The organism is Stenotrophomonas sp. YJH_SMC_138 (assembly GCF_059369855.1).
This window is the reverse complement of the sequence record NZ_JCAFTB010000004.1, coordinates 20,651-46,941: the sequence shown is the minus strand read 5'-3', so window position 1 is coordinate 46,941 and position 26,291 is coordinate 20,651. Positions and strand designations below refer to the sequence as shown.

At 67.4% G+C, this 26,291-nt stretch carries 28 protein-coding genes; 10 read left to right on the top strand and 18 right to left on the bottom strand.

The window, feature by feature from the left end; all coding sequences use genetic code 11:
- Positions 1–68 precede the first annotated feature (68 nt).
- The 5 genes from ggt to rsmD all read right to left on the bottom strand — a co-directional run bounded on the left by ggt (position 69) and on the right by rsmD (position 3,876).
- A complete protein-coding gene (gene ggt, locus AC5P7I_RS10550) occupies positions 69–1,799 on the bottom strand; it encodes a gamma-glutamyltransferase (RefSeq protein WP_014646774.1) in 1,731 nt (576 codons plus the stop codon).
- The gene (locus AC5P7I_RS10545) at positions 1,796–2,077 is read right to left on the bottom strand and encodes a YfhL family 4Fe-4S dicluster ferredoxin (protein WP_004153175.1); all 282 of its coding nucleotides are present in this window, start codon (positions 2,075–2,077) and stop codon (positions 1,796–1,798) included. Before AC5P7I_RS10545 ends, ggt begins: the two co-directional genes overlap by 4 nt.
- A gap of 132 nt (positions 2,078–2,209) precedes the next feature.
- Positions 2,210–2,701, bottom strand: coding sequence for a hypothetical protein (locus AC5P7I_RS10540; RefSeq protein ID WP_005409092.1), 492 nt, complete (start codon positions 2,699–2,701; stop codon positions 2,210–2,212).
- A 60-nt stretch (positions 2,702–2,761) separates the two neighbouring features.
- Complete coding sequence (coaD, locus tag AC5P7I_RS10535) at positions 2,762–3,271, bottom strand: pantetheine-phosphate adenylyltransferase (RefSeq protein ID WP_014036814.1); 510 nt, start codon at positions 3,269–3,271, stop codon at positions 2,762–2,764.
- A gap of 26 nt (positions 3,272–3,297) precedes the next feature.
- Positions 3,298–3,876: a 16S rRNA (guanine(966)-N(2))-methyltransferase RsmD gene (gene rsmD, locus AC5P7I_RS10530; protein WP_014646773.1), complete on the bottom strand. Its 579-nt coding sequence runs from the start codon at positions 3,874–3,876 to the stop codon at positions 3,298–3,300.
- 807 nt (positions 3,877–4,683) lie between these two features.
- On the opposite strand from rsmD, the gene htpG reads away from it, so the two are divergent.
- Positions 4,684–6,576, top strand: a complete 1,893-nt coding sequence (htpG, locus tag AC5P7I_RS10525) for a molecular chaperone HtpG (RefSeq protein ID WP_262087259.1) — start codon at positions 4,684–4,686, stop codon at positions 6,574–6,576.
- A 217-nt stretch (positions 6,577–6,793) separates the two neighbouring features.
- Here htpG and AC5P7I_RS10520 read toward each other — a convergent pair whose 3' ends face one another.
- Entirely contained in the window at positions 6,794–7,093 is a 300-nt protein-coding gene (locus tag AC5P7I_RS10520) for a hypothetical protein (RefSeq protein ID WP_014646771.1), read from the bottom strand.
- Positions 7,094–7,222: 129 nt separating this feature from the next.
- Between AC5P7I_RS10520 and ftsY the strand changes: the two genes are divergently transcribed.
- The 3 genes from ftsY to AC5P7I_RS10505 all read left to right on the top strand — a co-directional run bounded on the left by ftsY (position 7,223) and on the right by AC5P7I_RS10505 (position 10,021).
- Positions 7,223–8,539: a signal recognition particle-docking protein FtsY gene (ftsY, locus tag AC5P7I_RS10515; RefSeq protein ID WP_262087256.1), complete on the top strand. Its 1,317-nt coding sequence runs from the start codon at positions 7,223–7,225 to the stop codon at positions 8,537–8,539.
- Between the two features lie 82 nt (positions 8,540–8,621).
- Positions 8,622–9,746, top strand: coding sequence for an A/G-specific adenine glycosylase (gene mutY / locus AC5P7I_RS10510; RefSeq protein WP_164077408.1), 1,125 nt, complete (start codon positions 8,622–8,624; stop codon positions 9,744–9,746).
- A gap of 5 nt (positions 9,747–9,751) precedes the next feature.
- Positions 9,752–10,021 carry an oxidative damage protection protein gene (locus AC5P7I_RS10505; protein WP_049442323.1) on the top strand — a complete coding sequence of 90 codons (270 nt, stop codon included), beginning with the start codon at positions 9,752–9,754 and terminating at the stop codon, positions 10,019–10,021.
- 74 nt (positions 10,022–10,095) lie between these two features.
- On the opposite strand, the gene AC5P7I_RS10500 is transcribed toward AC5P7I_RS10505, so the two are convergent.
- From AC5P7I_RS10500 to AC5P7I_RS10455, 10 genes are all read right to left on the bottom strand, one after another.
- The gene (locus AC5P7I_RS10500) at positions 10,096–10,545 is read right to left on the bottom strand and encodes a DUF6491 family protein (protein WP_032958624.1); all 450 of its coding nucleotides are present in this window, start codon (positions 10,543–10,545) and stop codon (positions 10,096–10,098) included.
- A 107-nt stretch (positions 10,546–10,652) separates the two neighbouring features.
- Entirely contained in the window at positions 10,653–11,366 is a 714-nt protein-coding gene (gene lolD, locus AC5P7I_RS10495; RefSeq protein ID WP_049407617.1) for a lipoprotein-releasing ABC transporter ATP-binding protein LolD, read from the bottom strand.
- Positions 11,359–12,600: a lipoprotein-releasing ABC transporter permease subunit gene (locus AC5P7I_RS10490; protein ID WP_032958619.1), complete on the bottom strand. Its 1,242-nt coding sequence runs from the start codon at positions 12,598–12,600 to the stop codon at positions 11,359–11,361. The genes lolD and AC5P7I_RS10490 overlap by 8 nt, the downstream gene beginning before the upstream one ends.
- A gap of 23 nt (positions 12,601–12,623) precedes the next feature.
- Entirely contained in the window at positions 12,624–13,073 is a 450-nt protein-coding gene (locus tag AC5P7I_RS10485; protein ID WP_041863309.1) for a hypothetical protein, read from the bottom strand.
- Complete coding sequence (locus tag AC5P7I_RS10480) at positions 13,024–13,272, bottom strand: FAD assembly factor SdhE (RefSeq protein ID WP_005409080.1); 249 nt, start codon at positions 13,270–13,272, stop codon at positions 13,024–13,026. The genes AC5P7I_RS10485 and AC5P7I_RS10480 overlap by 50 nt, the downstream gene beginning before the upstream one ends.
- A gap of 75 nt (positions 13,273–13,347) precedes the next feature.
- A complete protein-coding gene (locus tag AC5P7I_RS10475; RefSeq protein ID WP_005409079.1) occupies positions 13,348–14,133 on the bottom strand; it encodes a succinate dehydrogenase iron-sulfur subunit in 786 nt (261 codons plus the stop codon).
- 66 nt (positions 14,134–14,199) lie between these two features.
- On the bottom strand, positions 14,200–15,990 hold the full coding sequence (gene sdhA, locus AC5P7I_RS10470; protein WP_014646765.1) for a succinate dehydrogenase flavoprotein subunit: 1,791 nt from the start codon (positions 15,988–15,990) through the stop codon (positions 14,200–14,202).
- 31 nt (positions 15,991–16,021) lie between these two features.
- A complete protein-coding gene (sdhD, locus tag AC5P7I_RS10465) occupies positions 16,022–16,408 on the bottom strand; it encodes a succinate dehydrogenase, hydrophobic membrane anchor protein (protein ID WP_005409077.1) in 387 nt (128 codons plus the stop codon).
- Complete coding sequence (gene sdhC, locus AC5P7I_RS10460) at positions 16,405–16,797, bottom strand: succinate dehydrogenase, cytochrome b556 subunit (protein ID WP_024958620.1); 393 nt, start codon at positions 16,795–16,797, stop codon at positions 16,405–16,407. The genes sdhD and sdhC overlap by 4 nt, the downstream gene beginning before the upstream one ends.
- 56 nt (positions 16,798–16,853) lie before the next feature.
- A complete protein-coding gene (locus tag AC5P7I_RS10455; RefSeq protein ID WP_080342731.1) occupies positions 16,854–17,024 on the bottom strand; it encodes a DUF1674 domain-containing protein in 171 nt (56 codons plus the stop codon).
- A 39-nt stretch (positions 17,025–17,063) separates the two neighbouring features.
- Between AC5P7I_RS10455 and ygfZ the strand changes: the two genes are divergently transcribed.
- Positions 17,064–17,939: a CAF17-like 4Fe-4S cluster assembly/insertion protein YgfZ gene (ygfZ, locus tag AC5P7I_RS10450; RefSeq protein WP_032958610.1), complete on the top strand. Its 876-nt coding sequence runs from the start codon at positions 17,064–17,066 to the stop codon at positions 17,937–17,939.
- A 103-nt stretch (positions 17,940–18,042) separates the two neighbouring features.
- Here ygfZ and AC5P7I_RS10445 read toward each other — a convergent pair whose 3' ends face one another.
- Complete coding sequence (locus tag AC5P7I_RS10445) at positions 18,043–19,125, bottom strand: ABC transporter ATP-binding protein (protein ID WP_014646762.1); 1,083 nt, start codon at positions 19,123–19,125, stop codon at positions 18,043–18,045.
- Between the two features lie 352 nt (positions 19,126–19,477).
- Here AC5P7I_RS10445 and zwf point away from each other — a divergent pair, with 352 nt between their 5' ends.
- The 5 genes from zwf (at position 19,478) to AC5P7I_RS10420 (ending at position 25,391) form a co-directional block, all read left to right on the top strand.
- The gene (gene zwf, locus AC5P7I_RS10440; RefSeq protein ID WP_014646761.1) at positions 19,478–20,914 is read left to right on the top strand and encodes a glucose-6-phosphate dehydrogenase; all 1,437 of its coding nucleotides are present in this window, start codon (positions 19,478–19,480) and stop codon (positions 20,912–20,914) included.
- Positions 20,911–21,918, top strand: coding sequence for a glucokinase (glk, locus tag AC5P7I_RS10435; protein WP_014646760.1), 1,008 nt, complete (start codon positions 20,911–20,913; stop codon positions 21,916–21,918). The genes zwf and glk overlap by 4 nt, the downstream gene beginning before the upstream one ends.
- Positions 21,915–22,640: a 6-phosphogluconolactonase gene (gene pgl, locus AC5P7I_RS10430; protein ID WP_014646759.1), complete on the top strand. Its 726-nt coding sequence runs from the start codon at positions 21,915–21,917 to the stop codon at positions 22,638–22,640. The genes glk and pgl overlap by 4 nt, the downstream gene beginning before the upstream one ends.
- A 58-nt stretch (positions 22,641–22,698) precedes the next feature.
- Positions 22,699–24,615 (top strand): phosphogluconate dehydratase, encoded by a 1,917-nt coding sequence (gene edd, locus AC5P7I_RS10425; protein ID WP_032958604.1) that lies wholly within the window; start codon positions 22,699–22,701, stop codon positions 24,613–24,615.
- Positions 24,616–24,731: 116 nt separating this feature from the next.
- The gene (locus AC5P7I_RS10420) at positions 24,732–25,391 is read left to right on the top strand and encodes a bifunctional 4-hydroxy-2-oxoglutarate aldolase/2-dehydro-3-deoxy-phosphogluconate aldolase (RefSeq protein WP_014646757.1); all 660 of its coding nucleotides are present in this window, start codon (positions 24,732–24,734) and stop codon (positions 25,389–25,391) included.
- A gap of 159 nt (positions 25,392–25,550) precedes the next feature.
- Here the strand turns inward: AC5P7I_RS10420 and AC5P7I_RS10415 are convergent, their stop codons facing one another.
- Entirely contained in the window at positions 25,551–26,198 is a 648-nt protein-coding gene (locus AC5P7I_RS10415) for a response regulator (protein WP_005416124.1), read from the bottom strand.
- Positions 26,199–26,291: the final 93 nt, after the last annotated feature.

Sequence of the window (26,291 nt, the reverse complement as noted above, 5' to 3'; positions counted from 1 at the left end):
AACCCCGCCGGCAAAGGCGGGGTTTCGGTAATCTGCCGGATTGCCGGCCAGCAGCCGGCGCTACCGGATCAGCGTGCCGGCACGACCTGGGCGCTGCCCACCGGGTTGCGGGGGTCGCTGCCGCCGAACAGCTTGTTCGCCTTGCGGTCCCATTCCACGGTCTGCAGGTTGCCCCACACGTGACTGGAACCGCGGCCGCCTGCGGCGACGTCACCCGGCAGGTCGATCTTGTGGCCCATCGCCTGCAACTGCTTCACCGTCGCCGCGTCGAACGCATCGTCCTCGGCTTCGATCAGGTCCGGCAGCCACTGGTGGTGGTAGCGCGGCAGCGCGGCAACCTGCTGTGCATCCAGGCCGTCGTCGTAGCCGAGGATGCCCAGCAGCACCATGGTGATGATGCGGCTGCCACCCGGGGTGCCCAGCACCACGACCTTGTCGGCGTTCTCCATGAAGGTCGGCGTCATCGAGCTGAGCATGCGCTTGCCGGCCTTCGGCGCGTTGGCCTCGTAACCCATCACGCCGAACGCATTGGGCGTGCCCGGCTTCAGCGCGAAGTCGTCCATCTCGTTGTTCAGCAGCACGCCGGTGCCCTTGGGAATCAGCCCCGAGCCATACAGCAGGTTGACGGTCTGGGTGGCGCCGACGCGGTTGCCGTCGCGGTCGATGATCGAGAAGTGCGTGGTCTCGTCGTCTTCCAGCGGCGTCGGATTGCCCGACAGCAGGTCGCTGGGCGTGGCCTTCTCCGGATGGATGGTCGCCCGCAGGCCCTGCGCATAATCCTTGCTGGTCAGCACTTTCTGCGGGATCTGCACGAAGTCCGGATCGCCGAGGAAGAAGGTGCGGTCGCGGTAGGCGCGGCGCATCGACTCCACCACCAGGTGGGTGCGGTGGGCCGGGTCCATCTTCCTGATGTCCCAGCCTTCCAGGATCTGCAGCATGCTGGCCAGCGCGATGCCACCGGACGACGGCGGCGGCGCGGTGGTGATCTTCCAGCCGTTGTAGTTGAACACGATCGGCTCGCGCTGCTTGACGCGGTAACCGGCCAGTTCTTCAGCGGTCCACTTGCCGCCAGCCTGCTTCACGCCCGCCAGCAGCAGCTTTCCGGTCTGGCCCTTGTAGAAGCCATCAAAGCCACCCGCGGCCAGGCGCTCCAGCGTCTGCGCCAGTTCCGGCTGCTTGAACAGGTCACCGCTGGCGATCGGCTTGCCATTGCGCAGGTAGACCTCGCGCGTGCCGGGATAGCGCTCCATCACTTCACGCCGCGACGCGTAGCCCTTGGCCATGCGGTCGTACACCGGGAAACCTTCGCGCGCGATGCGGATCGCCGGCTGCAGCGAGGCCGACAACGGCAGCTTGCCATGCTTGGCCGACAGCTCGACCAGCGCTGCGGGCAGGCCGGGAATACCCGCCGACCAGGCACCGTTGACCGAACGATCACGGTCCAGGTTGCCCTGCTTGTCGAGGAAGGCCTGCGGGGTCGCCGCAGCCGGGGCGGTCTCGCGCGCATCCAGCATCACATCCTTGCCGGTGGCCGCGTCGTGCAGCAGGAAGAAGCCGCCGCCGCCCAACCCGGAACTGATCGGCTCGACCACCGCCAGCGTGGACGACACCGCCACTGCAGCGTCGAAGGCGTTGCCGCCCTGCGCCAGGATGTCGATGCCGGCCTGGGTGGCCAGTGCGTGGCCGCTGGCAATGGCCGCGCCATCAGGGCGATCGGCACGGGCCGGGCTGTCGGCCCAGGCCATCGGGCTCAGCAGCAGGCCGAGCAGCAACAGGGGGCGGACGATCAGCGTCTTCATTCGGATGGGGGCTCCGCGTAGAGTTCGGGGTGATCGTGCTGCAGCTGGCGCAGCTTGGCCAGCAGCTGGTCTTCCGTTTCCACGATCTCCGGGTCCGGGTCGATGCACTCGACCGGGCAGACGACCACGCACTGTGGCTCGTCGAAATGACCCACGCATTCGGTGCAGCGCGCAGGGTCGATCACGTAGATGGTTTCACCCATCGCAATGGCCTGGTTGGGGCAGGCCGGCTCGCATACGTCGCAGTTGACGCAGAGCTCGTTGATTTTCAGCGACACGGCGATACTCCTCGCCCGCGCCCTGGGACAAAGGACCGGCCAGCGCGGGCGCGCGGGCCGGTCAGGTCATCAGCGGCGCCCTTGCAGGATGCCGCCCGGGCCATGCCGGAGCATGGCCGCCATGGCTCGGTATTACTTGGCTTCGACGAAAATGTACTCGGCACCGGTCGGCTGGATCGCAGCCTGCACGCGGGCGTTGTCGGCCGACTGGCCGATGAAGACGACGCGCACGCCCTTCATCGAATCCGGCGACACGTCCTTGAACACGGCCTGGATCATGTCAGCCATCTTGCCCGAGGCCGACGAACCGAAGGCCAGCATGTTGCCCGGCTGCACGCCACGGGCCACGGCCTGGGTCGCGCTTTCGGTCTGGCGCTCGTACTTGGCCTGGAAGTCCGGGTCCGATTCCGGCGAGAGGTAGTACAGGAACGGGCTGTTGGTGATGTTGCCCATGTTCTGGATCGCCACTTCCTGCAGGTACTTCTTCCAGCCTGCATCGTCGTCCTTGGCCGGGGCGACCAGGGCCTGCTTGGCCTCGTCGACCGGAGCGGCCTCTTCCTTCTTGCAGGCGGTGAATGCCAGGGCCAACGAAGCGATCAGCATCGCGCGCATGGTGGTGTTCATGGGTTTCCTCCCGGAATGGTGCGTGGTGGTGTACGTAATGGGGTGCGGGTACAGCGGGGCTTACGACTGTGCCGACTTCGCTTCGCGGACCTTGCGCAGGGCTTCGAGCACCGCGGCCGGCACGAAACCGGACACGTCGCCGCCCAGGCGCGCGATCTCGCGGACCAGCGAGGACGAAATGAAGCTGTGCTGCTCGGCCGGGGTCAGGAACAGGGTCTCGACCTCGGGGATCAGGTGGCGGTTCATGCTGGCCATCTGGAATTCGTACTCGAAGTCGGACACCGCGCGCAGGCCGCGCAGCAGCACCCCGCCCTGCACCGAACGTACGAAATGGGCCAGCAGGGTATCGAAGCCGATGACCTCGACGTTGCCGTGGTGGGCCAGCGCGCCACGCGCCAGCTGCACGCGCTGCTCCAGCGGCAGCGCCGGGCCCTTGGACGGGCTCTGCGCCACGCCGACCACGACCTTTTCGAACAGCGGCGCGGCCCGGCTCACAAGGTCGATATGACCGTTGGTGATGGGGTCGAACGTGCCGGGGTAGACGGCAATGCGGCGGTTGGCCACGGTCATGGGCGGATGCAGATGTTCAGATGAGGTCAAAGTGTAGCAGTGGCACGGCGGTACAGGGCAAAGCGCACCTCGCGGGTGCCACCCTCGCGGTGCAGCAGCCAGTCCGGCGGCAGCACCGGCACGTGGCCGGCCGGCGATTCCAGGTACAGCCAGGCGTCGGCGGCCAGGTGCCGCGGCAGCTGGGCCAGCACGTCCTGCCACAGGCCATCGGCAAACGGCGGGTCGATGAAGACCAGGTCGGCCTGCTGCGCCTGCGCCCCTTGCAGCCAGCGCAGGGCATCGGCCTGCACGACGGTGATCTGGTCGCTGGCCTGCAGCCTGGCGACGGCGGCGGTCAGGTTGCGTCCCAGCTGCGCATCGCGCTCGACCAGGGTGGCGTGGGCAGCGCCACGCGAGACCGCCTCCAGGCCCAGCGCGCCACTGCCGGCGAACAGGTCCAGCACGCGGGCGCCGCCGAGCTTGGGCATCAGCCAGTTGAACAGGGTCTCGCGCACGCGGTCGCTGCTGGGGCGAAGGCCCGGCAGGGTCGGCACCGGCAGCCGGGTATTGCGCCAGCGCCCGCCGATGATGCGGACCTGGCCGTCATTGCCACCGCGGCCGCTCATCGGCGCCCCCGGCGGGAGGAATTCGAGAAATTCAGCATGAGCGGGATTGTAGTTCGGCCGGGCGGCGCCCGGCACCCGCAGAAGCCGAAGCAACAGCAACAGCGGGCATCCCCGTGGGATGGCGGGGTGGGTCCGGTTGAGGGGGACGCTGCAAGTACGTCCATGTAAGCTCGGTCGCCGCATCCATGCGGCTCACGCCCCCTCAACCGGACCCACCCCGCCTTCGACAGTTTCCTGCGATCTGTCGGAACGGCTTTTGGGGTCAGATCCGTTTTCCTGCGGAAAACGGATCTGACCCCATTGGATGCACCCCGCCTTCGACAGTTTCCTGCGATCTGTCGGAACGGCTCTTGGGGTCAGATCCGTTTTCCTGCGGAAAACGGATCTGACCCCAGATTTATTTCGATGTCTGACAGATGTGTCGACCAAGGTCGACACCCACCAACAGCCGAGTGAACCTGTCAGAGGCGGGGCGGTGTGGGGTGGCAGGACCGTTGGCGCCATGGATGGCGCCATCGAGCCCCCATGGGTGAGGGCGCTTTGCTTGCGAAGCACTGCTTCGCGAGCGCCCGAACGCACAGCCGCCAGCGGCTGGGCCGGCCCCCGGAGGGGGGTTTACGGCGTGTCCTGCCCACCCACACCGCCCCGCCATCCCACGGATAGCCCGCTGTTGCTGTTGCTGTTGCTTCGGCCTCTGCAGGTGCCGGGCGCCGCCCGGCCGACCAACCCCTTGATTTCGGGACAATCAGCCATACCCCTTGGCGAGGCCGCACGCGCTGGCGCGGCATTGCACATGGAGCCCTATCGATGACCGAGACCACCCAGACCGAAACCCTTGGCTTCCAGACCGAAGTCAAGCAGCTGCTGCAGCTGATGATCCACTCGCTGTACTCGAACAAGGAGATCTTCCTGCGCGAGCTGGTCTCCAACGCCGCCGACGCCGCCGACAAGCTGCGCTTCGAGGCCCTGACCCAGCCGGCCCTGCTGGAAGGCGACAGCGAACTGCGCGTGCGCGTCAGCTTCGACCCCGCCGCCCACACCATCACCATCGAAGACAACGGCATCGGCATGAGTCGCGCCGAGGCGATTGCCCATCTCGGCACGATCGCCAAGTCCGGCACCGGCGATTTCCTGCGCCAGCTGTCCGGCGACCAGAAGAAGGATTCGCAGCTGATCGGCCAGTTCGGCGTCGGCTTCTACAGCGCCTTCATCGTTGCCGACGAGGTCGAAGTGACCTCGCGCCGCGCCGGCCTGGCCGCAGGTGAAGGCGTGCGCTGGACCTCGCGCGGCGAAGGCGATTTCAACGTCGCCACTGTCGACAAGGCCGAGCGCGGCACCCGCATCGTCCTGCATCTGAAGGATGGCGAGCATGATTTCGCCGACGGCTGGCGCCTGCGCAGCATCCTCAAGAAGTACTCGGACCACATCGGCCTGCCGATCCAGATGCCGAAGGAAGGTGGCGAAGAAGGCGCCACCGTCGAGTGGGAGACCGTCAACCGCGCCAGCGCGCTGTGGACCCGTCCGCGCACCGAGATCGGCGACGCCGAGTACACCGAGTTCTACAAGCACGTGGCGCACGACCACAGCGATCCGCTGGCGTGGAGCCACAACAAGGTCGAAGGCAAGCTGGAGTACACCTCGCTGCTTTACGTGCCCGGCCGCGCGCCGTTCGACCTGTACCACCGCGATGCGCCCAAGGGCCTGAAGCTCTATGTGCAGCGCGTGTTCGTGATGGACCAGGCCGAGCAGTTCCTGCCGCTGTACCTGCGCTTCATCAAGGGCGTGGTCGACTCCAACGACCTGTCGCTGAACGTCTCGCGCGAGATCCTGCAGTCCGGCCCGGTCATCGATTCGATGAAGGCGGCGCTGACCAAACGCTCGCTGGACATGCTGGACAAGCTGGCCACCGACAAGCCGGAGCAATACGCCACGTTCTGGAAGGAATTCGGCCAAGTGCTGAAGGAAGGCCCGGCCGAGGACTACAACAACCGCGAGAAGGTGGCCGGGCTGCTGCGCTTCGCCTCCACCCGCGGCGACAGCGATGCGCAGACGGTGTCGCTGGCCGATTACCTCGGCCGCATGACCGAAGGCCAGGACAAGATCTACTACCTGACCGGCGAGAGCTACAGCCAGGTGCGCAACAGCCCCCACCTGGAAGTGTTCCGCAAGAAGGGCGTGGAAGTGCTGCTGCTGACCGACCGCATCGACGAGTGGCTGATGGGCTACCTCACCGATTTCGACGGCAAGGGCTTCGTCGACATCGCTCGTGGCGATCTCGACCTGGGCGCGCTGGAAACCGAAGCGGACAAGCAGGAACAGGAAGCCGCGGCGAAGGACAAGCAGGGCCTGGTCGAGCGCCTGAAGACCGTGCTGGGCGATGACGTGGCCGAAGTGCGCGTGTCACACCGCCTGACCGATTCGCCGGCGGTGCTGGCCATCGGCGAACAGGACCTGGGCCTGCAGATGCGCCAGATCCTGGAAGCCAGCGGGCAGAAGGTGCCGGACAGCAAGCCGGTGCTGGAAATCAACCCGGGCCACCCACTGATTGCCAAGCTGGATGCCGAAGCCGATGGCGCGCGTTTCGACGACCTCGGCCGGGTGCTGTTCGACCAGGCCGCGCTGGCCGCCGGTGACAGCCTGAAGGACCCGGGTGCCTACGTGGCGAGGCTGAACAAGCTGCTGCTGGAGCTGTCGGCCTGATCGACAGGGTGGTCGCCGGGCATGGCCCGGCTTACCCGGCGGTGCTCTGGTAGAGGCCGACCTTGGTTGGCGCCCCAAAAGCGTGCCAACCAAGGTTGGCACCTACCGGGGCGGATCGAGCGTGCCAACCAAGGTTGGCAGCTACCGGCGCGGGTGGAGAGTGCCAACCAAGGTTGGCACCCACCAGGGGCGGCGGTTGGCGCCTGCCGAAAGGGGTTCAGGCGTCGCGATCCAGCAGCGAACCCAGCATCTGGTCCTGGCGGCGGATCACCGCGGCATTGGCGGCGAAGGCCACCACCTCGGCTTTCGCGGCCAGCAGGTCACCCAGCGGCGCGCCGGCATCGGCGCCGACGGGAATCACCGCGGCCTGCACCCCACCCTGCCCGGCAGCACTGCGCTGCAGCTGCAGGCGCTGGGCATCCGGGGTCGCCAGGTTGGCCACGTTGTGCGCAGCCACCTGCACGCCCTGCTGGGACGCACGCATCCCGCCGAGGGCAATTCCCATCACGTTGTCCATGGCGGTCTCCGGGCCGCACGACGCGGCCCTCCGGACCGGTTAACGGCCGGCGGGCAGCGACCTTGAGTCCACATCGGCCCGACAGGCCCGAGTGGTAGCATATCCCCCTGATTTCAGCGCCTTTTGCCAATGCTCAGTTTTTTCCGCCGCAAGAAGCCCCAGGATGCCCCCGCAGCGGAGGCACCCAAGACCCAGCACTACTCGGCTGAAGAGCTGGCGGCGGCGTTCCCGTCGGCCGCGCCGGTCGAGGACAAAGAGCCAGCACCGGTAGCCGTACCGGCCGCGCCTGCGCCGGCCGAGCCGCCGCCGGCAGCCGTCGTTCCGGTCGCTGTCGAGCCCACCCCGGTGGTTCCGGCACCGGTCGTTCCCGCTCCGAGCGCTCCGCAACCGGCCGCCCGGATCGACGTCGCCCCGGTGGCGGCCCCGGCCATCGAACCGGCACCCGCGCCACTGCCTCAGCCCACCCCGGCACCGGTCACCGACGACCTGCCTGCCGCCGCCTCGATCGATGCCGTTCCGGCGCCTGCCGGCAAGCCCGGCTGGCGCGAACGCCTGCGCAACAGCGTCATCGCGCGCAGCTTCGGTGGACTGTTCTCGCGCAACCCCAAGCTCGACGACGATCTGCTGGACGAACTGGAAACCGCACTGATCACCGCCGACGTCGGCGTGGGCGCCACCACCGATCTGGTCGAGGGCCTGCGCAAGCGCATGAAGTCGCGCGAGTTCGCCGACGCCAATGCGCTGCTGGCCGCGTTGCGCGCCGAGCTGATCGCGATCCTGCAGCCGGTGGCCAAGCCGCTGGTGATCGATCGCAACGCCAAGCCCTTCGTGGTGCTCACCGTCGGCGTCAACGGCGTCGGCAAGACCACCACCATCGGCAAGCTGGCCAAGCGCTTCAAGGACGACGGCCACAGCCTGATGCTGGCTGCCGGCGATACCTTCCGCGCCGCCGCCGTGGCCCAGCTGCAGGCCTGGGGCGAGCGCAACGGCGTAGCCGTGGTCGCGCAGGGGCAGAACGCCGATGCCGCTTCGGTGGCGTTCGACGCGCTGCAGGCCGGCAAGGCCCGCGGCACCTCGGTGCTGATCGCCGATACCGCCGGCCGCCTGCATACCCAGTCCGGCCTGATGAACGAGCTGGGCAAGATCCGCCGCGTGCTCGGCAAGATCGACCCCACCGCCCCGCACGAAGTGCTGATGGTGATCGATGGCACCACCGGCCAGAACGCGCTGTCGCAGTTGCGCCAGTTCAATGCCGCAGTGAACGTGACCGGCCTGGTGGTGACCAAGCTGGACGGCACTGCCAAGGGCGGCGTGGTGTTCGCGCTGGCCCGCGAGTTCGGCATCCCGATCCGCTTTGCCGGTATCGGTGAGCGCCCGGAAGACCTGCGCGTGTTCGATCCGGAAGCGTTCGTCGACGCCCTGCTGCCCGAAGCGCTGGGCGCCTGATACACCGCGCAGCCACGCATGGCGTGGCTCTACCGCAGCCTGGTAGAGCCACCCCACGGGTGGCTGCCTCTCTGGAACTCCAATGCCCCGCCAGCCGCACGCCAGCGCCGAAACTGCAGAACGGGACGGTTTCGTCGCCCGCCTGCTGCACTGGTTCGACGACCATGGTCGCCACGACCTGCCCTGGCAGCACCCACGCAGCCCCTATCGGGTCTGGCTGTCGGAAATCATGCTGCAGCAGACCCAGGTAGCCACGGTGATCCCGTACTTCCAGCGGTTCCTGCAGCATTTCCCGACGCTGCCCGACCTCGCCGCCGCCAGCAATGACGCGGTGATGGCGCAGTGGGCCGGGCTCGGCTACTACGCCCGCGCACGCAACCTGCATGCCGCCGCGAAGCGCTGCGTGGAACTGCACGACGGCGACCTGCCGCGCGATTTCGATGCCTTGCATGCCCTGCCCGGCATCGGCCGCAGCACCGCAGGTGCGATCCTCAGCCAGGCCTGGAACGGTCCGTTCGCGATCCTCGATGGCAACGTCAAGCGCGTGCTCAGCCGTTACCACGGCATCGACGGCTTTCCCGGCCTGCCGGCCATCGAGAAACAGTTGTGGTCGATTGCCGAGGCGCACGTGGCGCAGGTGCCGGCCGGGCGAATGGCTGATTACACCCAGGCGCAGATGGACCTGGGTGCGACGGTGTGCAGCCGCGCCAAGCCAGCCTGCGTGATCTGCCCGCTGCAGGACGCGTGCGTGGCGCGCCGCGAAGGCCGTACCGCCGAACTGCCCACGCCCAAGCCCAGCAAGACCCTGCCCGAGCGCGAAGCCGTGGCCCTGCTGCTGCGCGATGCCCAGCAGCGCGTGCTGCTGCAGAAGCGGCCGGACACCGGCATCTGGGCGCAGCTGTGGACGCTGCCGCAGGCCGATGCCGGCAGCGTACTGCAGGACTGGTTCGACGCGCACGTCGAAGGTTCGCTGGAAGACGCCGAGGAGCTGCCCGTGCTGCAGCACACCTTCAGCCATTACAAGCTGCACCTGCAGGTACTGTCGCGGCAGGTGCACGGCCTGCGCGTGGAAGAACCCACGCTGCGCTGGGTCGCCACCGACGAACTGCCCGCGCTGGGCCTGCCGGCCCCCATCCGCAAGCTGCTCGATGGCGCCACGGTCAAGGCGCCGAAACGAACGCCCAAGAAACCCCGCAACCACGAGTGAGTACCATGTCCCGAACCGTCTTCTGCCAGTACGAACAACGCGATGCCGAGGGCCTGGACTTCGTGCCCTACCCCGGCGAACTGGGCCAGCGCATCTTCAGCAACATCGGCAAGCAGGCCTGGGCCGCGTGGCTTGCGCACCAGACCATGCTGATCAACGAAAACCGCCTGTCGCCGCGCACCCCGGAGCATCGCGCATTCCTTGAGGGCGAACTGGTCAAGTTCCTGTTCGAGAAGGACGCGGAAAAGCCTGCCGGCTTCACCCCGGAAGCCTGACCCACAGGTAGTGCCGGCCGCTGGCCGGCATCGCGCAGATGCCAGGTTGCCGGCCAGCGGCCGGCACTACCGCGCTATTTCGTATTTTCCTCGCGCTCCTGCACCTGCGCCTGGCGCAGCTCCTGCTCGGAGGCACGCAGTGCCTTCACGTCCAGCTTGCGGATGCTGTTGATGAAGCACGGCATGCGCGGGCCACCGGTCGGGTCGCGCACCAGCACCTTGTCGAAACGCGATGACACGCGGCCCATGCTGCTGGTCAACCCGATGGCGGTGGCGTACGACAGGTCCGGGCACGGACCACTCAGTTCCAGCAGGTAAGCCTCGCTCGGCCGGGTCCACACCGCCAGCGCGCTGTCACCCAGTTCGGTCCAGCCATTGAGGCTGCCGAAGAACTGCATGTCGTTCTGCGGCGCGCCGGCGTGGGCGCGGTACAGATCCAGTTTCTCGGTACTGCTGAGCCGGCCGGTGGTCGCGCAGGCGGCCAGCGCCAGGCAGAGTCCGGCGATCAGGATCGGGGTCTTCATGGCGATCTCCTCGGGGAACCTGCTGCGATCATGCGCCGGCCGATGTGCGGCCGGCGCGATGGCAGGTAAACCCGTTCAGGCGCCGGGAGGCGGCCGTTGCCGGCCGCTCAGACGTCGGCGTGGGCCAGTGCGTGCAGGCGCCCTTCGCGCAGCTCCAGCACCCGGTCCAGGCGCCGCGCCAGGCTGCGGTCGTGGGTAACCAGCACCAGGCTGGTATGACGCGCACGGTTGAGTTCCAGCATCAGCTCGAACACGGTGCCCGCGGTGCGGTCATCCAGGTTGCCGGTCGGCTCGTCACCGAGCACGCAGGCCGGATGATTGACCAGCGCACGTGCCACCGCGGCACGTTGGCGTTCGCCGCCGGACAGCTCGCCCGGCTTGTGGTCCAGGCGATGTCCGAGGCCGACCGCTTCCAGCAGCGTGGTGGCCCGGCTGCTCGCTTCGGCCACGGCAGTGCCGGCCAGCAGCACCGGCATCATCACGTTTTCCAGCGCGGTGAATTCCGGCAACAGGTGGTGGAACTGGTAGACGAAGCCCAGCGCCTGGTTGCGCAGCAGGCCGCGCGCGGTATCCGACAGCGCCGACATGCGCTGGCCCGTGACGTACACCTCGCCTGCGGTCGGAACATCCAGCCCGCCCAGCAGGTGCAGCAGCGTGCTCTTGCCGGCACCGGAGGCACCGATGATCGCCACCGTCTCGCCGGCGGTCACGGTCAGGTCCAGTCCATCGAACACCGGGGTCTGCATGCGCCCTTCGGCGTAGGTCTTGCCCAGTGCTTCGGCGCGGATCACCTCATCGCCGCGGTTGAAGACCTTATTCATAACGCAGGGCCTCCGCCGGCTGGGTGCGTGCTGCCCGCCAGGCGGGATACAGGGTGGCCAGGAAGCTCATCAGCAGCGCGACCACGGTGATCGCCACCACGTCGCCGGTCTGCATGTCGGTCGGCAGGCCGGTGATGTAGTACACATCCTCCGGCAGCAGCTTGACGTTGAACACGCTCTCGATGGCACCGAGGATGCGTTCCAGGTTGAGGGTCAGGGTGATGCCGCCGATCAGGCCGGCCAGCGTGCCGAAGATGCCGATCAGCGAACCCTGCACCATGAACACCTGCATCACCCCGCCCGGGGTCAGGCCGAGGGTGCGCAGGATGGCGATGTCGGCCTGCTTGTCGGTCACCAACATCACCTGCGAGGACACCAGGTTGAACGCACCCATGGCGATGATCAGCGACAGCAGGATGCCCATCACCACCTTCTCCATGCGCAGCGAGTGGTAGAGGTTGGCGTTCTGCTGGGTCCAGTCACTTACCCGGTACGCACCACCCAGGCTCTGCGCCAGGTCCACGCCCACTTCCAGCGAGCGGTCCATGTCGTGCAGTTTCAGCCGCACGCCGGTGGCGCCGTCGCTGCGCAGCACGCGCTCCAGGTCCTGCATGTTGGCGAAGCCGACGCCCCGGTCGACCTCGTTGTAGCCGGCCTCGAAGATGCCGCTGACGGTGAAGCGTTTCATCCGCGGCACGGCACCGGCAGGCGTGCCCTGCACTTCGGCGAAGGTCACCAGCACCTGGTCACCGACGTCGACGCCGAGCCAGATCGCCAGTTCCTTGCCCAGCAGCAGGTTGAAGCTGCCCGGCGTCAGGCTGGCATAGCTGCCCTTGGTGACCTTCTTGTCGATCACCGATACCTTCGGCTCCAGCGCCGGATCGATGCCCTGGATGATCGCACCCTGCACGCGCGGGCCGCTGATCATCGACTGGATCTCGATGTACGGCGCGGCACCGGCCACGCGCGGATCCTTGCGGGCCACGTCGACCACGCGCATCCAGTCCGGCATCGGCTCGCCGTCGCGGCTGATGGTGGTGTGCGCGGTCATCTGCAGCAGGCGGCTGCGGATTTCCTTCTGGAATCCGCTCATCACCGCCAACGTGGTGATCAGCACCGTAACGCCGAGCGCGATGCCCAGGATCGATGCCATCGAGATGAAGGAGATGAAGCCGTTGCGGCGCTTGGCGCGCAGGTAGCGCAGGCCAATGGCCACGGGAATGGGTTTGAACATGCAGGCACGCCGGTCAATTCAGCTTATGGTGCCATCGTCCGGGGCTGACGGGAAACGGCGCGTGCGGCTACGGCCAGTCGCAGTTCACGTCGCTGCCCGGAATCGAGCACATCCGGCCAGAACAGCAGGCGCTGGCGGCGCCGATCCTCACGCCACAGCAACAACAGCCATGGGCCACGCACCACCAGCCGTGGCGTATCAACGTCCTGCCCGGCCACCTGCAGTGGCTCGGGAAGCGGCGGCAGAAGCACCTGCACGCGCGGCCTGCGCTGGCGCCAGGCCAGTTCGGCCAGGCCCGTGCACCAGGCCAGCACCACTGCGGGCATCAGCAGCCGTGAAGGCAGATCCGATGCGCGCAGCAGCCACGGCGCAGCCAGCAGCACCGCCAACTGGGCGGCGGCCTGCAGCCGCGAGGGGCGCCACTCAAGGCTTGAGGGCGAGGATCTTCTGCATGAGGGGGATCGCGTGCGCATGCGGGCAGGCCTCGTAGCCCATGAACCAGCGCCACAACTTATCGTCCTCGCAGTCGAGCAGGAACAGGAAAACCTCGCGCTCTTCGGTCGGCGCAGTGCTCCACTCGTGGTCCAGGTAGCGGCCGAACAGCTGGTCCAGCTCACGCATGCCGCGGCGGCAGCGCCAGCGCAGCTTCTTCAGCAGAACATCTTCTTCCATCGTGTTTCTCCAGATACAGCAAAGCCACGCATGGCGTGGCTCTACTGGGGTCATGCAACTACCCTGCGCCGTGTATCAGGCGCGGCGTTCCATCATCAGCTTCTTGATCTCGGCGATCGCCAGTGCCGGGTTCAGGCCCTTCGGGCAGGTCCGGGCGCAGTTCATGATGGTGTGGCAGCGGTACAGCTTGAACGGATCTTCCAGATCGTCCAGGCGCGCACCGGTGTCCTCATCGCGCGAGTCGATGATCCAGCGGTAGGCCTGCAGCAGGATCGCCGGGCCCAGGTAACGCTCGCCGTTCCACCAGTAGCTCGGGCAGCTGGTCGAGCAGCAGGCGCACAGGATGCACTCGTACAGGCCGTCCAGCTTCTTGCGGTCTTCCGGCGACTGCAGGCGCTCGCGGTCCGGCGGTGCCGGGGTCTGGGTGCGGATCCACGGCTTGATCGACGCGTACTGCGCGTAGAAGTGGGTCAGGTCCGGAACCAGGTCCTTGACCACGTTCATGTGCGGCAGCGGGTAGATCGGCACTTCCTTCTTGCCGCAGTCCGAGATGGCTCGGGTGCAGGCCAGGGTGTTGGTGCCGTCGATGTTCATGGCGCACGAACCACAGATACCTTCGCGGCACGAGCGGCGGAAGGTCAGGGTCGGGTCGATCTCGTTCTTGATCTTGATCAGGGCGTCCAGGACCATCGGGCCACAGGCGTCCAGATCGACTTCATAGGTATCGGTGCGCGGGTTGCTGTCGTCGTCAGGACTCCAGCGGTAGATCTTGAAGGTGCGCACGTTCTTGCCGCCGTTCTTGACGGGGAAGTGCTTGCCCTTCGTGATCTTGGAATTCTTGGGGAGTGAAAACTCGGCCATGGCTGCTCTCGTTGGCTCAGGCGGCCCGCGCCCGTGGGCGCGGATTGCATGGTAGGCGGGGTCGGATCAGTACACGCGCGGCTTCGGCGGCACCACGGACACGTCGTCGGTCAACGTGTACATGTGCACCGGACGGTAGTCGAAGCTGCACTTGCCCTTCTCGTCGACGCTGACCAGGGTGTGCTTCTGCCAGTTGACGTCGTCGCGGTCCGGGAAGTCCTCGTGCGCATGCGCGCCGCGGCTTTCCTTGCGCTGTTCGGCCGAGTTGATCGTCGCCACCGCATTGAGCAGCAGGTTGTTCAGCTCGTAGGTCTCGATCAGGTCCGAGTTCCACACCAGCGAACGGTCGGAGACCTTCACGTCCTGGAACGAGTCGAAGATCTTGTCCATCTTCTCGCAGCCTTCCTTCAGCGTCTGGCTGGTGCGGAAGACCGCCGCGTCGGCCTGCATGGTGCGCTGCATGCGATCGCGGATGACCGAGGTCGGGGTATCGCCGTTGGCGTGGCGCAGCTTGTCCAGCAGGCCCAGCGCCTTGTCGCAGGCATCGGCCGGCAGCGGCTTGTGCGCAGCGCCCGGCTTGATGGTCTCGGCACAGCGGTTGGCCACGGCACGGCCGAACACCACCAGGTCCAGCAGCGAGTTCGAGCCCAGGCGGTTGGCGCCGTGCACGGACACGCAGGCCGCTTCGCCGATGGCGTACAGGCCCGGCACTACCGCGTTGTCGTTGTCGCCGACCTTCTGCACCACTTCGCCGTGGTAATTGGTCGGGATGCCGCCCATGTTGTAGTGCACGGTCGGGATGACCGGAATCGGCTGCTTGTGCACGTCGACGCCGGCGAAGATGCGGGCGCTCTCGGCGATGCCCGGCAGCTTCTCGTCGATCACGCCCGGGCCGAGGTGGGTCAGGTCGAGCAGGATGTGGTCCTTGTGCTCGCCGACGCCGCGGCCTTCGCGGATCTCGATGGTCATCGAACGGCTGACCACGTCGCGCGAGGCCAGGTCCTTGTAGTGCGGCGCGTAACGCTCCATGAAGCGCTCGCCGCTGCTGTTGCGCAGGATGCCACCTTCACCGCGGACACCCTCGGTGATCAGGCAGCCGGCGCCGTAGATGCCGGTCGGGTGGAACTGCACGAACTCCATGTCCTGCATGGCGATGCCGGCACGCATGGCCAGGCCGCCACCGTCGCCGGTGCAGGTGTGCGCCGAGGTGGCGCTGAAGTAGGCACGGCCGTAGCCGCCGGTGGCCAGTACCACGCCCTGGGCGCGGAACAGGTGCAGGGTGCCGTCGGACATGTCCAGGGCCAGCACGCCGCGGCAGGCGCCTTCCTCGTCGAAGATCAGGTCGAGCGCGAAGTACTCGATCATGAAGCGCGCGTCGTGCTTCAGCGACTGCTGGTACAGCGTGTGCAGCATCGCGTGGCCGGTACGGTCGGCCGCCGCGCAGGTACGCTGCGCCGCCGGGCCTTCGCCATACTTGGTGGTCATGCCACCGAACGGACGCTGGTAGATCTTGCCTTCGGCGGTGCGCGAGAACGGCACGCCGTAATGTTCGAGCTCGATGATGGCCGGGATGGCCTCACGGCACATGTACTCGATGGCGTCCTGGTCGCCCAGCCAGTCCGACCCCTTGATGGTGTCGAAGAAGTGGTAGCGCCAGTCGTCCTCGCCCATGTTGCCGAGCGCGGCCGAGATACCGCCCTGGGCGGCAACGGTGTGAGAACGGGTCGGGAAGACCTTGGTCAGGCACACGGTCTGCAGGCCCTTGGCGGCCAGGCCGAACGTGGCGCGCAGGCCGGCACCGCCGGCGCCGACCACGACCATGTCGTACTTGTGTTCGGTGATCTTGTAAGCGGACATCTAATCTGGATTCCTGTGTAGGTGCCTGGGCTCAGGCAACGCCGAGGGCGATGCGGCCCACCGCAAACACACTGACGATCATGCCGAGCACGGCGACGAACTTCACCGCGGTCTGCAGCACCAGGGCCAGCAGCGATTCGTGGATGTAGTCTTCCAGCACGACCTGCATGCCGAGCTGCGCGTGCCAGAACATGGCGATCAGCAGGCCGATCAGCGGCACCGCGTTCCACGGCTTGGCCACGGCGGCGGCGGCGGTGGCGTAGTCCGAGCCCAGCAGGCCCAGCACGAAGACCAGGAACCAGATGCCCAGCACCACCAGTGCGGCGGCGGTCAGGCGCTGGTGCACGAAGTGCTCGGTGCCGGTCTTGGCCGAGCCAAGGCCGCGCACGTTCTTCAACGGGGTACGGAACTTGCTCACGCGGCACCTCCGAACATCACATAGGCCCACACCAGCAGGGTGATCACCAAGCTGCCGATGACCGACAGCCAGCTGCTGCGGATGAAGGCGGGGATGCTGAAGCCGATGGCGAAGTCCTGCACGACGTGGCGGATGCCATTGCACAGGTGATAGGCGAACGACCATGTCCACGCGAACAGGAACACGCGGCCATACCAGGCCCCGGCATGGCCGGTGAAGCAGTTCCAGGACTCGGGCCCCATCATCAGGGCCAGCAGGCCGGCGGCGATGATGAGGGCACCAACAGACAGAAAGACGCCAGTGGCTCGATGCAGGATCGAGGTGGCCATCTGAATCTGCCAGCGATACACCTGAAGGTGCGGGGAAAGTGGGCGTTGTCTGGTCGCCATTCGCTGGGCTCGTTGTCTCGGCTGGGCGGCACACGGCCGCGTTGGCTCAATGCTGATCAGAAATCGATGCAGCGTCCGTTTTTCTCCCAATCGCCATACCGCACCGGATCAAGTCCGCCGCGGCCGCCGAATTCTTCCGCTTTTTCCTGTTCCACGGGCACGGGTGCCACGGGGACCAGCGGGGCTTCAGATTCGTCGTCGGGAGTGGGGGTTGTTTGGCCTATCATGTTCGGTCTCGCAACGCACAAATTTTAGACCTCGTTCACGTGCCTGACAACCTGCCCCCTGCTTTCGTCGGATATCCTCGCCTGCCCGGCCACCAGCTGCTGAGCCTGCAGGGCCCGGATGCGGCTGTCTTTGCCCACGCCCAGTTCAGCAGCGATGTCACCGCCCTGCCCCTGCAGCACTGGCAGTGGAGTGCCTGGCTGAGCGCCAAGGGCCGCACCCTGGCGGTGTTCCAGCTGCTTCGGCTGGCCGAAGACCACGTGATGCTGGTGCTGGCTGACGGCGATGCCGATGCGATTGCGTCGCAACTGCAGCGCTTCGTGTTCCGCCGCAAGGTGAAGGTGCAGGTGCGCAGCGATCTGGCGGCGGCTGGCGCGTTCACCGCGCCCGAGGCCGCCAGCGGCGCGGCGATTGCGCAGACCGCAGGCGACGGCTGGGAGCTGGACCTGGGCAGCGATGCCCTGCCGCGCACCCTGCGCGTTGGCAGCGCCGACGCGTTCGCGGCCGGCAATGAAGCCGATGAGGCCGCTTTCGCCCTGGCCTGGCGCCAGGCCGACCTGCGCTACGGCCTGCCGCGGCTGGAAGAAGGCCAGCGCGAAGTGTGGACCCCCCAACAGCTGGGCCTGGACCGCCTGAACGGCTACAGCGTGAAGAAGGGCTGCTATCCCGGCCAGGAAATCGTCGCCCGCACCCACTTCCTCGGCAAGGCCAAGCGTGCGGTGCAGTTGCTGCATACCGCAGCACCGGCACAGGCCGGCGATGGCGTGCAGCAGGATGGCGCGGGGCTGGGCACGATTGCCAGCGTGGCCGGCGACCTGGCACTGGCGGTACTGCCACTGGAGGCCAGCGACGCTGATCTGCAGGTGGGCGATGCCATTGCGCAGCGCGTGCCGTTGCTGGATGGCCTGGCCCGCTGAAGCAGGCGGGGACCTGCACGGGTGGGTGCAGGAATGGTAGTGCCGGCCGCTGGCCGGCAACCATGCAGGGTTGAGGTTGCCGGCCAGCGGCCGGCACTACCCCTTACAGGCGCGCGCCGGTTTCCGGGTTGAAGAAATGCAGGCCCTGCGGATGGATCGCCACGCGGATCTGCTCGCCCACCTCGGGCAGCGCCTGCGGCGCCACGCGCATGGTCAGCGCGTGCTGGCCACTGCTCAGGTTGACGAAGATCTCGTTACCGACCGGTTCGATGCCTTCAATGCGTGCGACGAACGCATGCGCATCGTCGGCGGCCGCCGGCTGCAGGTGCTCCGGACGCACGCCCACCGCGATCGGCTTCTGCAGCCAGGCCGGATCGATGGTGGCCTGGCCCAGCGGTGCACGCCACTCACCATCGACCACGGTCACGCCACCGGCATCGCCCTGCAGCGTACCGCGCAGCACGTTCATCGCCGGGCTGCCGAGGAAGCCGGCCACGAACAGGTTGGCGGGGCGATCGTACAGCGCCATCGGCGTATCGATCTGCTGGATGACGCCATCCTTCAGCACCACGATGCGCTGGCCCAGGGTCATCGCTTCGACCTGGTCGTGCGTCACGTAGATCATGGTGGTACCCAGCTTGCGGTGCAGCTGCGCGATCTCGGTACGCACGCTGTGGCGCAGCTTGGCATCCAGGTTGGACAGCGGTTCGTCGAGCAGGAACACCGCCGGCTCGCGCACCAGCGCACGGCCCAGCGCGACACGCTGGCGCTGGCCACCGGACATCGCCTTGGGCAGCTTGTCCATCATCTCGGTCAGGCCCAGCGTCTGCGCCGCCTCGGCGATGCGCTTGTCGATGGTCGCCTTGTCGTGACCGCGCAGCTTCAGGCCAAAGGCCAGGTTCTCGGCCACGGTCATGTGCGGGTACAGCGCATAACTCTGGAACACCATCGCGATGTCGCGATCCTTCGGCGCCACGTCGTTGACCACGCGATCACCGATGGTCAGCGTGCCGCCGCTGATCTCCTCCAGGCCAGCCACCATCCGCAGCAGGGTCGACTTGCCACAGCCGGACGGGCCGACCAGCACCATCAGCTCGCCATCGGCGACCTCGAAGCTGGCGTCCTTCACCGCGACCTGGCCGTTGTCATAGACCTTGCGCACACCCTGCAACTGCACTTTTGCCATATCACCTATCCGGTCCGCCCGAAGCCGGGCTGTCTTTTGGGACTGCCTCGGCCCTCCCGATGGCAGTGATGATTGCGCGCTTGCCGCATGACGGCGAGCACTGCAATCGAATACAGTTGCCCATTCTGCCATGTAAACGTTTTCACGTGGCACTATCCGATGATCGGTGCGCACCGATCTGCGTCGGCGGTTGAACGAAGGTTCCGCCGAGGCAGTGGTTTCGAATGGAACGGTCTTCCGGCACCCCGGAGAACGCCCCTGACGAACCTCGGACAGGCAGTTGCGCGGATGTCCCCCGAACCCAGCCATGAAGCGATTGACAACGATGTCACCCGGATCTGAAACTCGAGCGATGCACGACACCCTCTTCCTGTTCGGTGCCACAGGTGATCTGGCCCAGCGCTACCTGTTCCCTTCGCTGCTTCGCCTGCTTGGCGACGGCCTGCTGCCGGAGGACTTCCGCATCCGTGCGCTGGCCCTGTCCGGGCATGACACCGAAGCCTTCCATGACATCCTGCGGCCGCGCCTGCAGCAGGCCATGCCGATGGCCACGCAGGACGACATCAGCGCCCTGCTGCGTCGCATCGACTACCGCTCTGTGGACCTGCGCGACGTCGACTCGGTTGCCGCCGCGGTCGCCGACCTCGTGCACCGCAAGTGCGTCAGCTACCTCGCCATCCCGCCGGGCCTGTACATCTCCACCTGCGAAGGCCTGGCCAAGGGCGGCGCCCTCGCCGCGCCGGCACGCCTGATGCTGGAAAAGCCGATCGGCAGCGACAGCGAGAGCGCCGAGGAAATCATCAGCACCATCGGCCAGTGGATCGACGAGGACCGCGTGTTCCGCCTCGACCACTACCTGGGCAAGGCCGCGGTGCAGAACCTGATCGCACTGCGCTTCGGCAACACGCTGCTGGAAGCGGTGTGGAACCGCAACTACATCGAATCGGTGCACATCCTGGTGGCCGAAAGCGAAGGCGTGGATGGCCGCGATGCCTATTACGCCCGCTCCGGCGCGCTGCGCGACATGGTGCAGAGCCACATCCTGCAGCTGCTGTGCATGGTGGCGATGGAACCGCCGGCATCGCTGGAAGCCGATCGCATCCGCGACGAGAAGGTCAAGGTGCTGCGCGCCCTGCGCCCGCTCGATGCCCGGCACGCCGCGCGTGACAGCATCCGTGGCCGCTACACCGCCGGCACCATCAATGGCCAGCCGGCACAGGCCTACCAGCCGCCGGAAGGCAGCGACGTGGAAACCTTCGCCGGTGTCACCGCGCATATCGACAACTGGCGCTGGAGCGGCGTGCCGTTCCACCTGGTCACCGGCAAGCGCCTGCCCGAGCGCACCACCCGCGTGGTGGTCACGCTGAAGCCGGTCACCCACTGGCTGTTCGAGCGCCCGCAGCGCGCGCAGGCCGCACCGAACCGCCTGGTGTTCCAGCTGCAGCCGCAGGAAAACATCGAACTGGGCCTGATGAGCAGCCTGGCAGGCCCGGAATGGGGCGCGCTGGAGCTGCATCCGCTGGAGCTGGAACTGTCGGTGCCGACCGGCCTGCACCGCCGTATCGCTTACGAACGCTTGTTCCTGGATGCCTTCAACGGCAACCACACGCTGTTCGTGCGCGATGACGAAGTGCGTGCGGCCTGGGCCTGGATCGACAGCGTCGCCGACGCCTGGAAGGACGCCAAGCTGCCGCTGGAGCCCTACCCCGCCGGCCAATGGGGCCCGGGCAATGCGGGCGGGTTCCTGCCGCAGGACCTGGACGCGCCCGACAGCGGAGCGTCGGCATGAGTGCCAGCTCGCAGCCAGTGCTGGTCGCCGACATCGGTGGCACCAACGCGCGCTTCGCCCTGGCCGACACCTCGCTGGACGCACCGCTGCAGAAGGACAGCATCCGCGAGTACGCGGTGGCGGAGTTCCCGTCGCTGGGTGATGCCGCGCGCCACCATCTGGAACAGATCGGCGCCACGGCAAGCCGCGGCGTGTTCGCCGTGGCCGGTCGCGTGGATGGTGACGAAGCACGCATCACCAACCATCCGTGGGTAATCTCGCGCAGCCGCACCGCTGCCATGCTCGGGTTCGACGAACTGCACCTGATCAACGACTTCGCCGCACAGGCGATGGCGATTTCGCTGCTGCAGCCCGATGACGTGGTCCAGGTCGGCGGGGCTGCCTGGGTACCGGGCAAGCCCGGCCAGCCACGCAACTACGCGGTGATCGGGCCCGGTACCGGTCTCGGCGTCGGCGGCCTGATCATGCGCCACGGCCGTTGCTATCCGCTGGAAACCGAAGGCGGCCATGTCAGCTTCCCGCCGGGAACCCCGGAAGAGATCCGCATCCTGGAGATCCTGTCCGAGCAGTTCGGCCGCGTCTCCAACGAGCGCCTGATCTGCGGCCCCGGCCTGGTCAACATCCATCGCGCCGTGTGCGAGATGGCCGGCATCGATCCGGGCCAGCTGCAGCCGGTGGACGTGACCGCCCGCGCCCTGCACGGCGATCCGCAGGCGATGCGCACCGTGGATGTGTTCTGCGCCGTGTTCGGCGCCATTGCTGGCGATCTGGTGCTGACCCAGGGCGCCTGGGACGGCGTGTTCCTGACCGGCGGGCTGACCCCGAAGATGCTCGATTCGCTGCAGCACTCCGGTTTCCGCCAGCGCTTCGAGCACAAGGGCCGGTTCTCTTCCATCATGGCGCGCGTGCCCTCGTTGGCGGTGATGCATCCCCACGCCGGACTGCTGGGCGCCGCCGCCTATGCCGCCGACGCCGAACGTGACGCACCTGGAGTTGCCGCATGAGCCCCACCACCTTCCACGACGACCGCATCGAGTTCATCAACCATGGCGATGCCGATGGCTGGATCGAAGCCGTTGCCGCCGAGATGGCGCACACCCTCAACCACGACATCAACGAAGTGGGCCGCGCCCGCATCCTGCTGTCTGGCGGCACTACACCGGCGCCGGTCTACCAGGCGCTGGCCGAGTTGGACGTGCACTGGGACCGGGTGGAAGTGAGCCTGGCCGACGAGCGCTGGCTGTCGCCGCAGGATCGCGACAGCAATGCCTGGCTGGTGCGCGAGCACCTGCTGAAACGCGCCGAGGGTGCGCATTTCGATCCACTGGTGCGGATCGGCAAGCCCCTGCCCGAATGCGTGTACACCGCCAACCTGCAGGCACAGCACAGCCAGCCGCCGAGCCTGGTGGCACTGGGCATGGGCAACGACGGCCACACCGCCTCGCTGTTCCCGGGCTCGAAGGACCTCGCCCGCGCACTGGAAAGCACCCTGCCCTATGCCGCGCTGGATGCCACCGGCTGCCCGGGTGCGAACCAGTGGCCGCTGCGCATCACGCTGACCCCGCATGGGCTGCGCCAGTGCCGACAGCGCCTGCTGCTGCTGCGCGGCAAGCAGAAGCTGCAGGTGCTGCGCCAAGCGTTGGACAGCAACGACGCCCAGCAGTATCCGATCCTCAACGCGATCAACCTGGAAGGCGCGCGCCTGCGCGTCCACTGGGCTGATTGATGTCGGCGGCGGTGCCCTGCCGCCGCTTGCCTCTCGCCACCTTGAACGCCGGTAGCCAATGAGCCTCCATCCGCAATTGCAAGCCATCACTGAGCGTGTCATCCGCCGCAGCGCCGCCTCGCGTGCCGCCTACCTGGCCGCGATCGACGCCTCCCTGCGCGAAGGCCCGTTCCGCAGCCGCCTGAGCTGCGGCAACCTCGCCCATGGATTCGCCGCCTGTGGCGGTACCGACAAGAGCCGCCTGCGGGGCGGCGTGACGCCGAACCTGGGCATCATCACCGCCTACAACGACATGTTGTCGGCGCACCAGCCGTTCGAGACCTATCCCGAGCAGATCCGCGAGATCGCCCGCGAGCTGGGTGCTACGGCACAGGTGGCCGGCGGCGTGCCGGCGATGTGCGACGGCGTCACCCAGGGCCGCGGCGGCATGGAACTGTCGCTGTTCTCGCGCGATGTGATCGCCCAGGCCACTGCGATCGGCCTCAGCCATGACATGTTCGATACCACCGTCTACCTCGGCGTGTGCGACAAGATCGTGCCGGGCCTGCTGATCGGCGCGCTGGCCTTCGGCCACCTGCCGGCGGTGTTCGTGCCGGCTGGCCCGATGACCCCGGGCATCCCGAACAAGCAGAAGGCGGAAGTGCGCGAGCGCTATGCCGCCGGCGAAGCCACCCGCGAAGAGCTGCTGGAAGCCGAGTCCGCCTCGTACCACGGCGCCGGCACCTGCACCTTCTACGGCACCGCCAATTCCAACCAGGTGCTGCTGGAAGCGATGGGCGTGCAGCTGCCGGGCGCATCGTTCGTCAATCCGGGCACGCCGCTGCGCGACGCCCTCACCCGCGAAGCCACCGAACGTGCACTGGACATCACCGCGCTCGGCGACGACTTCCGTCCGCTGGGCCGGATCATCGATGAGCGCGCGATCATCAACGCGGTCATCGCGCTGATGGCCACCGGCGGTTCGACCAACCACACCATCCACTGGATCGCAGTGGCGCGTGCCGCCGGCATCGTGCTGACCTGGGACGACTTCGACGAACTGTCGCAGCTGATTCCGCTGCTGGCCCGCGTCTATCCGAACGGCGAGGCCGACGTGAACCGTTTCGCGGCCGCTGGCGGACCGGCCTTCGTGTTCGGCGAGCTGATCAGGGCGGGCCTGATGCACGGTGACCTGGTCAGCGTGGCGCGCGGCGGCATGGCCGACTACGCGCGCGAGCCGCAGCTGCGCGACGGCCAGCTGGTCTACCTGCCGGGCCTGCAACACAGCGCCGATGACGAAGTGGTGCGTGGCGTCGACAATCCGTTCGAGCACCAGGGCGGCCTGCGCCTGCTGCGCGGCAACCTGGGCAAGTCGCTGATCAAGCTGTCGGCGGTGAAGCCGCAGTACCGCACGATCGAAGCACCGGCCGTGGTTGTCGATGCGCCGCAGGTGCTGAACAAGCTGCATGCCGGCGGCCTGCTGCCCGAGCACTTCGTGGCGGTGGTGCGTTACCAGGGCCCGCGTGCCAACGGCATGCCGGAACTGCATTCGCTGGCGCCGCTGCTGGGGCTGCTGCAGAACCAGGGCCGGCGCGTGGCACTGGTCACCGACGGCCGCCTGTCCGGCGCCTCGGGCAAGATTCCGGCGGCGATCCATGTGACGCCGGAAGCGGCACGCGGTGGTCCGCTGGCCAAGGTCCGCGAAGGCGACATGATCCGCCTCGATGGTGAGGCCGGCACGCTGGAAGTGCTGGTGGACGCGGCCGAGTGGGCCGCGCGTCCGCTGGCCCCGAACACGGCGCCTGCCGCGCATGACCTGGGCCGCAACCTGTTCGCGATCAACCGACGCGTGGTGGGGCCGGCCGATCAGGGTGCGATTTCGATTTCGTGCGGGCCGGCGGCGGCCGATGGCGGGCCGTGGGAATACGACGCGGAGTACGAGCTGGGGCACGATGCCGCAGCGGCGGCGGCGCCGCATGAGGCAAAAGACGCCTGAAGCGAAAAGCCGCGGCAGGCTTCCCGGCCTGGGCAGTAGAGCGCCCTGGACAATTCCCGGCGCGTCATTTGCGCTGCGGCCACTGAATCAAGAAGAGCAAAGGCAAGGGCAAAAGCATGGGTATCGAACAACATCAGGTGAAGGCGGCGGAGCTGTTGCGTGCGGCGGGCATCCTGCCGGTGGTGACGATTCATACGCTGGACCAGGCGCGTGCGGTCAGTGCGGCGTTGCTGGAAGGTGGCCTGCCGGCGATCGAGTTGACGCTGCGTACGCCAGTGGCGATGGAAGCATTGGCGATGCTCAAGCGCGAGCTGCCGGACGTGGTGGTGGGCGCCGGCACGGTGCTGACCGTGGAGCAGATGCAGCAGTCGATCGATGCGGGCGCGGACTTCCTGGTGACCCCGGGTACGCCACCGGCGCTGGCCGATGCGCTGGCGGCGGCACCGCTGCCGGTAGTGCCGGGTGCGGCCACGCCGACCGAACTGCTGTCGCTGTATGCGCGCGGCTTCCGCGTGTGCAAGCTGTTCCCTGCCACCGCCGTGGGGGGGCTGGCGATGATCAAGGGTCTGGCCGGCCCGGTTGCCGACCTCAAGCTGTGCCCGACCGGCGGCATCACCGAAAACACCGCCGCCGAGTACCTCGAGCAGAAGAACGTGGTCTGCATCGGCGGTTCGTGGATGGTGCCGGGCAGCTGGATCGCCGACGGTCAGTGGGACAAGGTGCGCGCCAGCGCCGCCGACGCCGCGAAGATCATCAAGCGCGTACGCGGCCACTGAGCCCGACACAGCTGTAGAGCCGAGCCCACGCTCGGCTCCGCGCCCGCAGGCCGGAAAGCAGCCGAGCATAGGCTCGGCTCTACATTTCCTCTATCGGCAGTGACGGCGCACGGAACCTGTCGGTGGCCCTGCGGAGGGCTCAGCCGTTGGCCGAATCCCTTACAGCGGCCGTGCCGGATCCACCAGCCCGTACTGGCTGGCCATGCGCGCCAGCGCGATGTTGTCGTGGATCCCCATCTTCTCGAACAGCCGCGCCTTGTGCGTGTTCACTGTCTTCGCGCTCAGGCTCAGGCGCCGCGCGATGTCTTCCTGGCGCAGGCCCTGGGTCAGCAGCAACGCCACTTCCAGCTCGCGCGGCGACAGGCTGTCGAATGGAGAGCCGTTGCCTTCAACGGTCGACAAGGCCAGGTTCTGCGCGATGCTGGTGCCCAGGTAGCGACGGCCCATGGCCACATCGCGCACCGCACGCAGCAGCTCCTGTGCATCGCAGCCCTTGCCGATGTAGCCCGCAGCCCCGGCTTCCAGCAAGCGCTTCGGCAGCGGCCCGTCTTCCAGCACCGACACGATCACCACGCGGGTGTTGCGATGGCTGCGGACGATGCGCTCGGTCACCTCCATGCCACTCACGCCGGGCAGGTGCAGGTCGCACAGCACCACGTCCGGCAGCAACTGGCGGACGTCGCGCAGCGCATCTTCGCCGGTCTCGGCTTCGCCCACCACCTCGATGTCGGTCTCCCCCGACAGGATCATCTTCATCCCGGTGCGGACCAGTGCGTGGTCATCCACCAGGTAGACTCGAATCGTCATTCACGTACCTCTTCGAATGCGGCCATTGCAGGTCAAGCTAGGCAGGGCGCCGATACCCCTGCAAGCGCGTTCGAGATGCGACCCGGGCATTCT